We start from the raw sequence: 14,586 nt of genomic DNA, 5'->3' as shown, positions 1-14,586 counted from the left end.
GCCGTGCAGCTTCCGCCGCTCGTCCAGACCTTCGTGCTGCATTTCGGCGAGATGGGCTCGCGCTGGGGGATCAACCGCACCGTCGGGCAGATCTACGCCCTGCTCTTCGTCGCCGAGCGGGCCCTGAACGCCGACGAGATCGTCGAGCGGCTCGGGCTGTCGCGCTCGAACGTCAGCATGGGGCTGAAGGAGCTGCAGGCCTGGAACCTCGTCCGGCTGCAGCACGTGCCCGGGGACCGGCGCGACTACTTCGCCACGCCGGACGACATCTGGCAGATCGTCCGCACGCTGGTGGAGGAGCGCAAGAAGCGCGAGGTCGACCCGACCCTGACCCTCCTGCGCGAGATCCTGATGCAGGAGCCGGGTTCGCCCGAGGAGCGCCACGCCCAGGCGCGCCTGCGCGAGATGCACGACCTCTTCGAGCTGTTCTCCGGCTGGTACACGGACGTGCGCAGGCTCGACACGGACCGGCTGGTGCAACTCCTCTCCCTCGGGGCCAAGGTGCAGCGCATCCTGGAGGTGAAGGACCGGCTGCGGCTCGTCCCCGGCCGCCGCCGCGGCAGCCCGACCGCCTCCGACTGAAGGCGCCGGGCACGGCGCGATGCCGCAGGCTGTTCGCGCGTGCAGCATCCCGGCCGCTGTGGCATCATCCGGCCACGGTTCAACCCACCCGGACGCGCCCCCGCATGTCCTCGATCCATCTCGATCCCGCCGATCTCCAGGGTCTGGAAGCCGCCGGCGAGGCCGCCCTCAACGCGGCGCTCAGCCGCCTCTCTCCCACCGAGCGCGACGCCTACTGGGCCTCGGTGCGGCGCTGCTACAACGCGCCCTACAACGACGCGGCCCCCAAGGTCCGCACGCCCCAGGCTCCGCCCGGCCGCGAGGAGGCGCGGGCGGGCTGAGCGCGGCTCCTCCTCCTCCAGGCGCACCGGGATCCGCTCCCGGCCGCCTACGGCGGTCGGCCCCCGCCGCGCGTCTGCCTTCTTCCCAGCCCCCGTCGCAGCTCGACGCCGGTCCGGGTCGATCGGCTTCTGGACTGGAGGCGCGGCATTCCCTCTCGCCGCACGCGTGACGGATTCAAGAGCCGGATGTTGCGAGCACCTCCTCTCCCCGCCTGCGGGGACAGGAGCCAACCGCGTTTCCTCGACGATGGGTGAATGCGACAGCCCGACAAGGGATCAGCAAGGGCAGGGGGCGCTGCCGTGAGCGGCCCCGAGGTTCGTGCGTGAACCTCATCCGTTCCGCGTCGCTCACCGCTCCTCACAGAAGCGTCCGACCCTCGCGCCTGCCCGTCTGCCCCACCCGGGGGAGGGGCTGGGGCCGGCGCTTCGCCCGGCGATACAGGGTGCCGTGGATCCGCTCGTCGGCGGAGATGCGGCTCACCTCGGGCGGTGATGCCGCACGTCAGAGCGGGACAGCGGCAGGAGTGTCGGATCCTCCTGCCCCCGCCCCGATGACGAAGCCCCTGTGACCCGTCCGGTGTCCCGGACAGGCGCGCAGGGCCTCCTCAGCGCGGGCTCACGCGCCCTCGAAGCGCCCGCTCGCATGGGCGAGCATGGTGTAGACCTTGCCGGTCTCCGAGGTCAGGTAGGCGTTCGCTCGCTTCGGATCCTTGTCGGCGCGCGACACGTCCCCGAGCAGGCGCTCGAACTCCCGCACGTAGCGGTCCACCGTGCGCCGGAACTCCGGCTCGGCCTGATAGCGGCGGCGGATCTCGTCGAAGGTCTGCTGACCTTGCGCCGTGTAGATCCGCCGGCTGAACACGCCGGTTTCGCCGCGGTGATAACGCTCCCACAACTCCACGGCCGCCGGGTGATCGATCATCCGCGCGATGTTGCCGGTGATGGTGTCGATCGCCCCGAGGCTGCCGGCCTGCGTCGCCTTGCCGGGTTCGGTCGCCTCGCCCGTGGGGGCCTGCTCCTCCTGCGAGGCCCGGTTCAGGAGATCGGACAACCAGCCGGCCCCGCCGGCCTTCGGCAGGCCGGGCCGCGGCGCGGCCGGCTTCACCGGAGCCGGCTTGGCGGCCTCCGGCGCCGGACCCGAGGCCGGGCGCAGGGCAGGGCGGGCCGGCAGCGCGGGCGCCTCGGGCCGCGCGGCCGTGGGCGCCACCGGAGCAGGCGAGGGGGGCGCCGCCGGCGGCACGGCCGGACCCGCCGCCGGGCGAACGGGTTCCGCGGGCGCGGCCGGCCGGCGCGCCTCGACGGGCTTGGCCGCACCGGCCGCGGCCGCCTTCGGGGCGGCCACATCCACGCTGCGGCCGGAGCGCGCCACCAGGGCCGACAGCTCGTTGAGGGCGCTGATCTGCTCGGCCACGACGCGGCGCATCTCGCCCGTCGCGTCCTGCGTCTCCTGCGGGATCGACGCCACCCCGCGCTGGAGGTCGCCGCGGATCTCATCGAGGGTGCGGCGGATGTCGGCGGCCATGCCGCGCAGGGATTCCACCGTCTCCTGGAACCGGCCCGTGGCGTCGCCGAGCGCGCCCTTCAGCTCGCCCGACGCCCCCGTCACCGCCTCGCGCACCGTGTCTGCCGCGCGCGCACCCTCCTGGTCGGCGTTCGCACGCAGCTGCTCGAAGGCTTGCGCGAGGGCTTCGCCGGCCGCGCGGGCGCTCTCGCCGAGCGTTGCGCTCAGCGCCTGGGTGCGGGCCTCGATGCCGCGCAGGGTCTCCTCCAGCCGTCCGCCGAGGCCCTCGCTCGCCCCCGACAGCGCGGCGGAGCGCTCGTCGATCCGCGCGAGCAGGTCCTCGATCGCGCCGCGCCGCGCCGCGAGCGCGGCGGCCATGCGGCCCTCGGCGCCCTCCAGCGTTCCGGCCGCATCGGTCAGCACCGCGAGGTGCTGGCGCGTCGTATCGGAGAGCGCCCGGCCGCGGGCGTCGAGCGAGGTCGCGAGGCTCGCGGCCTGCCGCAGCGCGCCCGTCGCGGCGTCCTGCAGCGCCTCCACCTGTCCGGCGAGCTGATCGGAGGCGCGGCCGGTCTCGCCCGCCACCTCGGCGATCGCCGCCTGGATCTGCTGGATGCGGGTCGACAGCCCGTCCTCGATCGCCGCGAGATTGTCGCCGGTGCTGCCGAGGAGGTCCTGCAGGCCGTGACACGCGCTCTCCACCCGCCCGAGGAGGACGCCGAGGTCGCCGCCGAGTTGGCTGTTGACCTGCGTGAGGGCCGCCACCGCCCGGGCGGCACCCTGGTCGGCCGCCGCACCGAGTTCCTCGGCGGTCCGCGCCGCCACGGCGGCGAGGTCCTGCGTGCTCCGGCGCAGATTGTCGATCAGCGGGCCGACCCCCTCGGTCAGCACCTGCTCCAGGGCCTGCGAGCGTTCGCCGAGCGTCGCCACCAGGGCGGTGCCGGGACCTTCCACCACCGCCTGCAGAGAGGCGACCTGCCGGTCGAGGCCCTCCACCACCGTGCCGCCGGTCGATTCGAGGCTGGCGACGAGCGCCGCGCCGCGCCCGTCGATCGCGTCGTGGAGGCGGCGCGCCGTGTCGTCGAGGCTGCGGGCGAGGTCCCCGCCGCGCCCGTCGATCAGCTGCGACAGCTCGCCCATGCGCTCGCCCAGGGTGCGGGCGAGGTCGGCGCCGGGGCCGTCGAGAGCCCCGGCGAGCGACCGAGCCGCCTGGGCCAGCTCCCGGGCCAGCGTCGCGCTGCGCTGGTCGAGGAGGGAGGCCAGAGCCGCGGCCCGCCGGTCGAAGCCGGTGGCGAGCGCGTCGTGGCGCTCGTCGAGCGTGGTCTGCAGCGAAGTCAGGCGCTCGTCGAGCGCGCCGGTGAGCGCGGCGGTGCGGGCATCCACCAGCGCCGCATAGGCGTCGCTGCGGTCGTCGAAGGCGTCCGCCAGGGCCTCGCCCCGGGCGGCCACCAGGGCCGCGAAGGCGCGCATCCGTCCGTCGATCCGCGCCGTGAAGGCCGCGCTGCGCTCGTCCACCGCGCCCGACAGAGCCTCGCTGCGCTCCTGCATCAGCGCCGCGAGCGCTTGGCCGCGATCCTCCACCAGGGCCGCGAAGGCCTCCGCCCGGGTCTCAACGGTGCCGCCGAGGGCCTCGATCTGGGCCTGGAGGCGCGCAGCAAGGTCCTCGCCGCGGGCATCGAGCGTGCGGCCGAACTCCTCGATCCGGCCGTCGATGAGGCCGGCCACGGAGGCGTTGCGCTGGTCGACCGCCGCGGCGAGTTCGGCGATGCGGGCCTGGAGCTGGGTGCCCAGGGCCCCGCCGCGGGTCTCGATCAGGCGCAGGAAGTCGGCGGCGCGGCCGTCGAACAGGTCGGCGAGCGCCTCGGTGCTGCGCGCGACGGCGTCCGAGAGGGCCGCGACGCGCTCCTGCATCTGCCGGGCGGCGGCATCGCCCTCGCCCATCACGTCGGCCAGAATCTGGGCGCGGCTGGCCAGAAGGGCGGCCAGGGCGTCGCCGCGCTCGTCGAGGGCGCCCGACAGGACCCGGGTGCGCTCGTCCAGAAGCTCGGCGAGCGCGGTGGTGCGCACGCTCATCTCGCGGGCGAGCGCGGTCTGGCGCGCGTCGAGGAGGGCGGTGATCGCCCGCTCGTTCTGCTCCAGCACCTCCTTCAGCGTCGCGCCGCCGTCGAGGGCCTGCGCAATGGCGGCGCGATGGCCGTCGACGAGACCGGCGAAGGCCTGCGCCCGCAGCTCGATCGCCGTGCCGAGATCGTCGATCCGCTCCGCCAGCCGCTGCGCCAGCGCCTCGGTCCGCTCGTCCACCGTGCGCGCGAAGGCGTCGGTGCGGCCGTCGACCAGCACGGCAAGCGCGTTCGCGCGCTCCTCCACCATCTCGGCGAAGGCCGTGCCGCGCCGCTCGACCAGGAGGTCGAGGGCGGCGAGACGCTTGTCGAACAGCGAGCCCAGCGCGCGGGTGCGCTCGTCCACCGCGCCGGTGAGGCCGCCGACCTGCGCCTCCAGCTCCTCCACGAGACCGCGCCCGCGCTCGGCGAGCAGGCCCTGCAGCGCGCCGACGCGCTCGTCCAGCACCGTGCGCAGCACGTCGGACTGGCCGTCGAGCAGGCCGCGCACCTCGGCGGCGCGCTCGTCCAGCAGGGCGTGCATCGCCCGCACCCGCTCGTCGAGGCTGCCGCGCAGGGTCTCGGCTTGGCCGTCGAGAACGGCGTGGATCGTCGCCGCCTGCTCGTCCACGAGGCCCGCGAGCGCTCTGAGGCGCTGCTCGAACAGGCCGTCCACCGCCGCGGCCCGCTCGTCGAGCAGCGTCGTGAGGGCGGTGGTGCGCTCGGAGGCCCCGGCCGCGAGCCGGGCCGTGCCGGCATCGAGGACGCGATCGGCCTCGGCGGTGGCGTCCTGCAGGCGCCCGATGATGGTCTCGCCCCGGCGCTCCAGAAGCTCGGCCAGGGAGGCGCCGCCCCGGTCGAACAGGCGCGCGAGATCGGTGACCCGCTGCCCGACGGTGGCGAACATCGCCTGGCCGCGGGCGTCGAGTTCCGCCGCCAGCGCCGCCGTGCGCTCCTCGACGAGGCGGCCGAGGCTGTCGGCCCGCCCTTCGAAGGCGGCCCGGATCGACTCGGCATGGCCGCCGAGGTCGCGGGTCGCCGCCTCGCCGTGGGCCTCCACGAAGCTCACGAGATCGCGGGTGCGGCCGGCGAGTTCCTCGTCGATGGCCCGGGTGCGCTCCTCGATCCGCGCGAGAATCTCCCGGGCCTGAGCCCCGAAGGTCTCCTCGATCAGGCGGCTGCGCTCGGCGAGCGCCTCGGCGACGCCCTCCAGGCGCACCAGCACGCGCTCGTCGAAGCGGGCCGCACTCGCGTCGAGGTGGTCGGCCAGTTCGTCGGTGCGGCGACCGAAGGTGCTGCCGATCTCGCCGGCCTTGGCCGTCAGCGCGTCGCTCATCGCGAGGCTCTGGGCGCCGAGCGCCCGGCCGAGTTCGTCGGCGCGGGCGTCCAGGGCCTGCGCCACCTCGCGCCCGCCCTCCGCCATGGCCCGCGCGATCTCGCCGGCGCGCACGATCAGGGCTTCGTTGAGGGCGGTGGCGCGGGCGCCGAGGTTGCGGTCGATGGTCTCCACCAGCGTGCCGAAGCTCGCGGTGATCTCGGCGCTGCGCTTGGCCGAGTGCTCCTCCAGGGCGCCGAGTTGCAGTTCGACCGCCTCGCGGGCCTCGCGGGTGCGATCCGCGATGGTCTCGGCCACGGCACGGCCCTGGACCGTGATGACGCGGTCGATGGTCTCCACCAGCGTACCGACCGTCGCGGTGATCTCGGCGCTGCGCTTGGCGGAATGCTCCTCCAGGGCGCCGAGCTGCGTCGCGACCGTCTCGCGGGCCTCGCGGGTGCGGTCCGCGATGGTCTCGGCCACGGCGCGGCCCTGGACCGTGATGACGCGGTCGATCTCCTCCAGCCGCGTCGCCACCGTGTCGGTGAGCGCGCCGGTGTCGCGGGAGATGCGCTCGGCCAGGATGTCGCCGCGGGCGATCACCTCCTGCAGCGCGGCGAGACGGTTCGTCAGCACCGCGTCGATGGTCCGGCCGCTCGTCTCGGCGGCGCTGGTCAGGCCCTCGCCGGTCTGCATGAGGGCGTCGTTGACCCGCGCGCCCTGATGGGCGACCGCCAGGACGATGTCCCGGCCGACCGTGGCAAGGCGCGTGCGGGTCTCGTCGGCGTGCTGGTCGATCAGGCTGGTGAGGTCGCGGCCGTGTCCCTCGAAGGCGGCCGCCACCGCGGTGAGGCGGGCGGCGAGGTCGCCGCCGATGCCGTCCGCCGACCGGGCCAGGAGGGCGGAGGCCTCCTCGGCCCGGGCCGCCAGGGTCTCCAGGGAGGCGCGCAGGGCCGCATCCGCCTCGCCCGTGCGGGCACCGAGCCGTTCGCCGGCTTCCTCGGCCGCGTGGAGCAGGGCGGCGCTGGCCTCGACGCTGCGCCGGTCGATGCGTCCGGCGGCCGTCTCGGCGGCCTCGGCAATCGCCGCGGCCACCGCCTCGGCCCGGGCCGCCACCGCGTCGAGCGAGCGGCGCAGCGCCTCGTCGGCGGCACCGGTCTGGTCGCCGATGCGGCCGCCGGCCGCCTCGGCGGCCTGCGCGAAGCTCACGGCGAGACCGGCCAGGCGCCGGTCGAGCGTCTCGGTCGCGGTGTCGGCCGAGCGGGCGATGACCGTGGAGGCCTCCTCGGCCCGGGCCGCCAGCGCGCCCATCGCGAGGCGCGCCGTCTCGTCCGCCTCGCCCATGCGGGTGCCGATGCGGGCGCAGGCCTCCTCGGCCGCCGCCAGGAAGGCCGCCGCCGCCCCGGCGGTGCGCACGTCAAGGGCACCCGTCGCGTCCTCGGCGACCTGGGCCACCGTGTTCGTCGCCGCCTCGATCCGGGCGGCGAAGCCCGTGAGCAGCGTGCGCAGCGCCTCGTCGGTGCCGCCCACCCGCTCGCCGATCAGCCGGACGCTCTCGTCCGCCGCGCCGAGGAAGCGCAGGGCCGCCTCGTCGCTGCGGGCCTGGAGCGCCGCGGCGGCCTCCTCGGCGCTCTGCCGGAAGAGTTCGACGCTCTCGGCCGTGCGGGCGCCGACCGCGCCCGTGGCCGTCTCGGCCGCGCGCCGCAGCACGTCGGCCATCTCGGCGGTGCGGACGCCGATCTCGCCGGTCGCGGTCTCGGCGGCCTGCCGGAAGAGTTCGGCGGCCTGCGCCGAGCGGTCGCCGAGATCCGTCCCGGTCGCCTCCAGGGTGCGGCGGAAGATGTGGGCGGATTCCACCGTGCGGGTGCCGAGCGCGCCGGTCGCCGCCTCGGCGGCGGCGCGGATGGCCTCGACGGCCCGCGCGGCGCGCCCGTCCAGCTCGACCGCCGCCTCTTCCAGAGCGCGGCGGAACGCCGCCGCAGCGCTGTCGCCCGAGAGGGTCGCGGCCTGCGTGCCCTCCTCGGCCGCCTGGCGGAAGGCGGCGGCCGCCGCCGCGGTGCTCGCCGCCAGGGCGGCGGCCGTGCCGGTGCCGGCGCTGCGGACCGCCTCGACGGACTCGGCCGTATGCACGCCGAGCGCACCGGTGGCCTCCTCGGCCGCGTCGCGGAACGCCGCGACGGCCTGCGCGGTCCGCATGCCGACCGCGCCGGACGCCGCCTCCGCCGCCTCGCGGAAGGCCTCGACCGCCTCGACCGTGCGCGTACCGACCTCGCCGGACAGGGTCTCGGCCGCGCCGCGCAGCGCCTCCAGCGCCTCCGCGGTGCGCGCGCCGACCGCGCCCGAGGCCGTTTGCGCAGCCTCGCGGAAGGCCTCGACCGCCTCCGTGGTGCTCGACCCGACCTCGCCCGAGGCCGCCTGTGCGGCTCCGCGGAACGCCTGAACGACCTCGGCGGTGCGCGTCCCGACCTCGCCGGACGCGGCCTGCGCCGCGCCGCGCAGTGCTGCGATCGCCTCCGCCGTGCTGGTGCCGACTTCGCCCGCCACGGTCTGGGACGCCCCGCGGAACGCCTCGACCGCCTCGGCGGTGCGCGTCCCGACCTCGCCCGAGGCCGCCTCCGCCGCCCGGCGGAAGCCCGCGACGGCTTCGGCCGCCCGGGCGTCGATCTCGGACCCGACGGCGTCGGCGGCCTGACGCAGCGCGGCCACCGCGGCCTGCATCCGCTCGTCGAGCGTGCCGTGCAGCGCCTCGGAGGCGGCCGTGAAGGCGGCGGCGGTGGCGGCGGTGCGCTCGGCCATCAGGCCGGTGACGCGGTCGCCGGTCTCGGCGAGGCTGCGCTCCAGCGCCCCGCCGCGCGTCGTCAGGGTTTCCTCGATGCGCCCGATCGTGCCTTCGAGCTGCTCGGTCAGGTCGGCACCACGCACGCCGATGACCTGGGCGGCCTCGACGACCAGGGCGGTGACCTCCTCGCGCAGGAGCTGCGTGCGCGCCGAGAAGGCGCCGACCACGTCGTCGCCCGCCGCGGCGAGCGCCTGTCCGGTCTCCCGCGCGCGCTCCTCGAATTGCGCCGCGACGCGACGGCCGGCCTCGTCGATCTCCTCGCGCAGGACCACGCCGCGGTCGGCGATGTGGGCGCTGATGGCGCTGCCGGAGGCCGCGAAGCGCTGCGTGATGGCGTCGCCCGTCTCGGCGAAGCGGTCGGTGAGATCGTTGCCGCGGGCCAGGAGCCGCTCCTCCAGGGCCTGCGTCGAGCGCTCGAAGGTGTCGCGGACCTGGGCGCCCTCGCGGTTGAGCGCCTCGATCACGCCCGCCCCGGTCTGGCCGAGCATGCGGGCGACCTCGCCGGCATTGTTCGCCAGGGTGGTGGTGAGCAGGCCGCTGGTGTGGGCGATGGCCTGGGTGACGTCCTGGGTCCGGGCCTGCAGGGCGGTCTGGAGCGCGTCGCCGACCTCGCCGAGGCCGGATGTCAGGCTCTCGGTGGTCGCGGCGAGACGCTGCACGAGGTCGTCGCCCTGCGCCGCCACGCCCTTGGCCACGCGCTCGCCGGTCTCGCCGAGCGCCGCCGTGACGGCGTCGCCCTGGCGGCCGAGCGCCGCGGTGATCTCGTCGCCGCGGCTCCCGAGGGAGGCGGTCACGCGCTCGCCGGCCCCGGTGACGGCCGCCACGATGCGCTCGGAGGCGGTGTCGAGTTCCTGGGCGAGGGACTGGTGCGATCCCTGGATCGCACCGCGCACCCGCTCGGCATTGGCGACGATGGATTCGCGCTGGGCGACCAGTTCCTCGACGAGCGCGCGGATGCGGATCTCGTTGTCCGAATAGGCCCGCTCCAGGGTGGAGATCTCGCCGCGCACCAGCGTCTCGAGTTCGCCCGCCCGGGCGAGTGCCCGCTCCACACCGTCGCCCACCGCCGCGACCTCGCGCCGGACCGCCTGGGACATGGTGAGCACGGCGTCGGTCGAGAACGCCTCCGGCTCGGCGAGCCGGATCGCTACGTCGCCCACCGCCCGCGCCACGAGGCGCATCTCCTGGGCGCGCACCGCCAGCATGGCGGCGATGAAGAACAGGAGCACGGGCGCGAGCACCGCGGCCGCGCCCACCGCCCCCTGCAAGCCCGAGAGCCCGGCGAGGAAGCCGCGGATGTCGCCGTTCGCCTGGCCCCAGGCCAGCGCCGCGAACCCCGCGAGCCACACGGCGGCGGCCAGGACGGCGAGCACGTAGGGCGTGCGCGAGGGCTTGACCCGCAGGCTCTGGCGCATGGCGCCGATGCTGCGGCGGTCGTCGTTGGCGACGAGGGAGCGGTCGGGCGGCAGCAGGCCGCCTTCGCGCCGCGCCTCGCGCTCGAATTCCGGCATCACGCTGCCGTCGAACACCGGTTCGTTGGGGCGGCGGGCCGAGGTCGCGAGGGGATCGGCATCCTCCACGTCGGGAAGGCGCGGTTCCACGCGGGCGCTCTCCGGCCCGGCGGGCGTCTGGTCCAGGTTCAGCGCCTGCTCAATCGCCGACAGGGCCGCTTCCGTCGGATCCTTGAGCTTCTTGTCCGTCGCCATCGAACGCCTCGTTACGCCGTCAACGCCGGCGGGCGCCGCCACGAAGGCCGCTGCCGCGCCATCCCGGGACCCCCGGCCCTGCCCCGAGAAACAGGGGCGTGGCGCGAGGCTCCGCCGTTTACCACGCGGACCTTAGACGCAAGGAGTACCAGCCGGATACCCGATCGGCTCGAAGCCCGCCAAAAACCTTAACGGAATGGTTACCATGCTGCGGGACGGGGCTCCGAGACCCCGCTATCTCACGGCCCCGCAACGATTCCGCCCGGCATCCATGCGGCGGCCGGCGCGGGCAGCGGGCTGTGGATGACGCCGCACAGGGAGGCGAGCCGATGACCGAACCGGAACCGCTCCTCGACCGCGACCACCTCACCCGGCAGACCTTCGGCGATGCGGATCTCGCCGCCGAGGTGCTGGTGCTGTTTCGCCTACAATGCGACCGCCTGCTGCCGGCGCTGGCCGAGGCAGGCCGCCCGGCGGCCGAGCGCGCCGACCTCGCCCACACCCTGAAGGGCGCCGCGCTCGGCATCGGCGCGCGCCGGGTCGCGGCGGCGGCGGCGGCGCTGGAGGAGGCCCTGCGGACGAACGTGCCGGCCGAGCCCCCGCTCGCCGATCTCGCGGACGCGGTCGCGGCGACGCTCGCGCTCCTCTGATCCGTCCTCCCCGTGCGGCAAATGCCTGCAGGCCGGTGATGAACCGCGCCCGTCCGCGCCCGCGCGCGCTTCAGCCTGCCCGGGCGGCGAATGGCGCGCTTGCTTTCCGCCCGACCTCCCGCCAATCAGTCACCGCCGCGGCGCCCCGAACGGGCCGCGAGGTGCGAAAGGCGGAGAGCCCGATGGTCCAGATCACCTACGTCGATGCCGCAGGCACGCCCCGCAGCGTTCAGGGCGAGATCGGCTCGACCGTGATGGAGACCGCGATCCGCAACAACGTGCCGGGCATCGACGCCGAGTGCGGCGGGGCCTGCGCCTGTGCCACCTGTCACGTCTACGTCGATCCCGAATGGGAGGCGGCGGTGGGGCCGGCCGAGCCGATGGAGCAGGACATGCTCGACTTCGCCTCGGACGTGCGCCCGAATTCCCGGCTCTCCTGCCAGATCCGCGTGAAGCCCGAACTGGACGGGCTGAAGGTCACGACGCCGCGTCAGCAGGGGTAAGGCACGCCCCGGTCGAAGCGGGCCGGCCTCTTATCGCACCAGCGCCCGCATCGCCTCGTCGATCCCCTCCAGCGTCAGCGGGAACATCCGCCCGGACACGATCTGCCGGATCATCGCGATCGACTGCGTGTAGGGCCAGTGCGCCTCCGGCACCGGATTGAGCCAGACCGCCTTCGGGAAATGATCGAGGACCCGGCCGAGCCAGACCTGCCCGGCCTCCTCGTTCCAGTGCTCAACCGAGCCGCCCGGCATCGCGATCTCGTAGGGGGACATCGAGGCGTCGCCGACGAAGACCACGCGGTAATCGGACGGGTAGGTGCGGATCACGTCGAGGAGCGGCGTGCGCTCGGTGTGGCGCCGCCGGTTCTCGGTCCAGACCGACTCGTACAGGCAGTTGTGGAAGTAGAAGTGCTCGAAGTGCTTGAACTCCGAGCGCGCGGCGGAAAAGAGCTCCTCGGCGAGCCCGACATGCCAGTCCATCGAGCCGCCGACGTCGAGGAACAGCAGCACCTTCACGGCGTTGCGCCGCTCGGGCCGCAGGCGCAGGTCGAGGTAGCCGGCCTTCGCGGTCTCCCGGATGGTGCCGTCGAGGTCGAGTTCCTCGGCCGCCCCCGTGCGGGCGAAGCGGCGCAGCCGCCGCAGCGCAAGGCGCATGTTGCGCGAGCCGAGTTCCTCGGCGTCGTCCAGATCCTTGAAGGTGCGCTGGTCCCAGACCTTCACGGCGCGGAAGTTGCGGTTGCCGTCCTGTCCGATCCGGATGCCCTCGGGATTGTAGCCGTAGGCGCCGAAGGGCGAGGTGCCGGCGGTGCCGATCCACTTCGACCCGCCCTGGTGGCGGCCCTTCTGCTCGGCGAGCCGCTGCTTCAGGGTCTCGAACAGCTTGTCCCAGCCGAGCGCCTGCAGCTCCTTGCGCTCCTCCTCGGTGAGGTACTTCTCGGCGAGCTTGCGCAGCCACTCATCGGGGATCGCCTGCGGGTCCACGGCCTCGCCGAGGGACTCGATTCCCTTGAAGACCTGCCCGAACACCCGGTCGAACTTGTCGAGATTGCGCTCGTCCTTCACCAGGGCGGTGCGCGACAGGTAGTAGAAGTCCTCCACCCGCTGGTCGGCGAGGTCGCGGTCGAGGGCCTCCAGCAGGGTCAGGTACTCGCGCAGCGAGACCGGGACCTTGGCGGCGCGCAGTTCGGTGAAGAAGGTGAGCAGCATGCGCGATCAACGCGCGAGGTCGCGCGCGAGGTCAAGTCCCGCGCGCGGGCGGGCTCGCGGGCAGAGCGGCGGGCGGGGCGCGGCGCGTCTCGCGGGTGAGGTTCCAGACGAGGCCGCCGACGATCAGGCCCGCGCCCACGAACAGCCACGGGTCGAGCGCCTCGCCGTAGACCTGCCAGCCGACCACCGCGATGAGCGGCAGGCGCAGGAAATCCAGCGGCACGACGAGGATCGCGTCGCCGCGCTTGTAGGCGTTGGTGAGGCACCAATGCGAGGAGAGCCCGGCGAGGCAGACCACCGCCAGGGCGAGGCCGTGATGGCCGGCCAGAAACACGGCGCTCGGCGCGGCGGGCACGAGATGCGAGGCCGCGAGGTTCATCGGCAGCTGCATCGCGTTCATCCAGAACAGGATCGCCAGCGTCGGCTCGGTGCGGGTGAGCGCCTTGGTGGCGATGGCGACGAGCGCGAAGCAGAGCGCGGCCCCGAGCACCAGCAGGCTCGCCGGCTGGAGCGCCGCGAGACCGGGACGCAGGATCACCAGCACGCCGAGGAAGCCGAGCGCCACCGCGCCGGCCCGGCTCGGTGTCAGGCGCTCGCGCAGGATCAGCACGGCGAGCAGCGTCACCCAGGCCGGGGTGGTGAATTCGAGCGCGAAGACGATGCCGAGCGGCAGCAGCGTGACGCCGAGCGACCACGCGTAGTTGCCGAACCAGTGCACGACGTTGCGCAGGAGGTGCAGCGGCCAGCGCCGCACCGGGACCAGCACCCCGCCGGCCCCGCGCAGGAGCGCCACGACACCCACGATGACGACGCCCGCGCCCGCGCGCGCCGCCAGTATGTCGAACAGCCCGAGGGCGGGCGCGAGTTCGCGCACCGCGAGCGCGGTGGCGGAGAACGACAGGAGGGCACCCGCCATCCAGAGGATCGCGGCGGCGATGTCCGAGGCGGGCTTCACCGGCTGATTTAAGGCCAGCGCACCGTGGGCGGCATGGAGGACAGGATGGAATCGACGTTGCCGCCGGTCTTCAGCCCGAAGATGGTGCCGCGGTCGTAGAGCAGGTTGAACTCGACGTAGCGCCCGCGGCGGACCTGCTGCTCGCGCCGGTCGGCCTCGGTCCAGGACGTGGCGAGGTTGCGCCGCACGATGCCGGGATAGACGGACAGGAACGCCTCGCCGACCTCCCGGGTCAGGGCGAGGTCGGCCGCCGGATCGCCGGTCCAGTGATAGTCGTAGAAGATGCCGCCGATGCCGCGCGGCTCGTTGCGGTGCTTGAGGTGGAAGTACTCGTCGCACCACGCCTTGTAGCGGGCGTAATCCGCCCCCGGATGCCGCTCGCAGGCGGCCTGGAGTGCCGCATGGAACGCCACCGTGTCGGGATCGTCTTGCGTGCGGCGCCGGTCGAGGACGGGCGTGAGGTCGGCGCCCCCGCCGAACCACGCCTTCGTGGTGACCACGAGGCGCGTGTTCATGTGCACGGTCGGCACGTGCGGGTTCCAGGGATGGGCGATCAGCGAGATGCCGGTGGCGAAGAAGCGCGGATCCTCGGCGGCGCCCGGGATCTGGACGCGGAACTCGGGGGCGAACTCGCCGTGCACCGCCGAGACGTGCACGCCCGCCTTCTCGAACACGCGGCCGCGCAGCATCGCCATGACGCCGCCGCCGCCCGGCTGGCCCGAATGGTCGGTGCGCTCCCAGGGCGTGCGCACGAAGCGGCCGGGCGCATCGGTCTCCGGCGGGAACGGCCCGGTCGCCTCGTCCTCCAGCGCCTCGAAGGCGGCGCAGATCCGGTCGCGCAGCGTGGCGAACCACGCGGTCGCGTCCTGCTTGAGGGCGTCGAGGTCGAGGGAGGCGTCGATGCTCATGGCTC

Annotated in this window: 8 protein-coding genes; 4 read left to right on the top strand and 4 right to left on the bottom strand. The window is 74.6% G+C overall.

From position 1 onward, the window contains the following. Nucleotides 1–3 precede the first annotated feature (3 nt). Nucleotides 4–582 carry a GbsR/MarR family transcriptional regulator gene (locus tag MFF61_RS04850; RefSeq protein ID WP_238233939.1) on the top strand — a complete coding sequence of 193 codons (579 nt, stop codon included), beginning with the start codon at nucleotides 4–6 and terminating at the stop codon, nucleotides 580–582. 104 nt (nucleotides 583–686) lie between these two features. Continuing rightward, a complete protein-coding gene (locus MFF61_RS04845; RefSeq protein ID WP_238233938.1) occupies nucleotides 687–902 on the top strand; it encodes a hypothetical protein in 216 nt (71 codons plus the stop codon). A 616-nt stretch (nucleotides 903–1,518) separates the two neighbouring features. Here MFF61_RS04845 and MFF61_RS04840 read toward each other — a convergent pair. Further along, the gene (locus MFF61_RS04840; RefSeq protein WP_238233937.1) at nucleotides 1,519–10,359 is read right to left on the bottom strand and encodes an apolipoprotein A-IV repeat region-like domain-containing protein; all 8,841 of its coding nucleotides are present in this window, start codon (nucleotides 10,357–10,359) and stop codon (nucleotides 1,519–1,521) included. Nucleotides 10,360–10,688: 329 nt separating this feature from the next. On the opposite strand from MFF61_RS04840, the gene MFF61_RS04835 reads away from it, so the two are divergent. Both MFF61_RS04835 and MFF61_RS04830 read left to right on the top strand, forming a co-directional pair. Beyond that, nucleotides 10,689–11,009, top strand: a complete 321-nt coding sequence (locus tag MFF61_RS04835; protein ID WP_238233936.1) for an Hpt domain-containing protein — start codon at nucleotides 10,689–10,691, stop codon at nucleotides 11,007–11,009. A gap of 182 nt (nucleotides 11,010–11,191) precedes the next feature. Next, nucleotides 11,192–11,512 (top strand): 2Fe-2S iron-sulfur cluster-binding protein, encoded by a 321-nt coding sequence (locus MFF61_RS04830; protein WP_238233935.1) that lies wholly within the window; start codon nucleotides 11,192–11,194, stop codon nucleotides 11,510–11,512. A gap of 30 nt (nucleotides 11,513–11,542) precedes the next feature. Here the strand turns inward: MFF61_RS04830 and MFF61_RS04825 are convergent, their stop codons facing one another. Genes MFF61_RS04825 through hemF form a run of 3 tightly spaced genes read right to left on the bottom strand, consistent with a single transcriptional unit; the run spans nucleotide 11,543 to nucleotide 14,581 of the window. Next, the gene (locus tag MFF61_RS04825; protein ID WP_238233934.1) at nucleotides 11,543–12,718 is read right to left on the bottom strand and encodes a vWA domain-containing protein; all 1,176 of its coding nucleotides are present in this window, start codon (nucleotides 12,716–12,718) and stop codon (nucleotides 11,543–11,545) included. Between the two features lie 31 nt (nucleotides 12,719–12,749). After that, entirely contained in the window at nucleotides 12,750–13,673 is a 924-nt protein-coding gene (locus tag MFF61_RS04820; protein ID WP_238233933.1) for a DMT family transporter, read from the bottom strand. Nucleotides 13,674–13,681: 8 nt separating this feature from the next. Continuing rightward, nucleotides 13,682–14,581, bottom strand: a complete 900-nt coding sequence (gene hemF / locus MFF61_RS04815; protein ID WP_238233932.1) for an oxygen-dependent coproporphyrinogen oxidase — start codon at nucleotides 14,579–14,581, stop codon at nucleotides 13,682–13,684. Nucleotides 14,582–14,586: the final 5 nt, after the last annotated feature.

It is taken from the genome of Methylobacterium isbiliense (genome assembly GCF_022179325.1).
Lineage (GTDB): Bacteria > Pseudomonadota > Alphaproteobacteria > Rhizobiales > Beijerinckiaceae > Methylobacterium > Methylobacterium isbiliense.
Note: the sequence above shows the minus strand (reverse complement) of the source record. Positions and strands in the feature narration are given on the sequence as shown.

Bases quoted from the DNA above. Each gene is read 5' to 3' on its own strand.
- MFF61_RS04835 (WP_238233936.1), top strand. From the start codon at position 10,689: ATGACCGAACCGGAACCGCTCCTCGACCGCGACCACCTCACCCGGCAG.
- MFF61_RS04845 (WP_238233938.1), top strand. From the start codon at position 687: ATGTCCTCGATCCATCTCGATCCCGCCGATCTCCAGGGTCTGGAAGCC.
- MFF61_RS04840 (WP_238233937.1), bottom strand. From the start codon at position 10,359: ATGGCGACGGACAAGAAGCTCAAGGATCCGACGGAAGCGGCCCTGTCG.
- MFF61_RS04830 (WP_238233935.1), top strand. From the start codon at position 11,192: ATGGTCCAGATCACCTACGTCGATGCCGCAGGCACGCCCCGCAGCGTT.
- MFF61_RS04825 (WP_238233934.1), bottom strand. From the start codon at position 12,718: ATGCTGCTCACCTTCTTCACCGAACTGCGCGCCGCCAAGGTCCCGGTC.
- hemF (WP_238233932.1), bottom strand. From the start codon at position 14,581: ATGAGCATCGACGCCTCCCTCGACCTCGACGCCCTCAAGCAGGACGCG.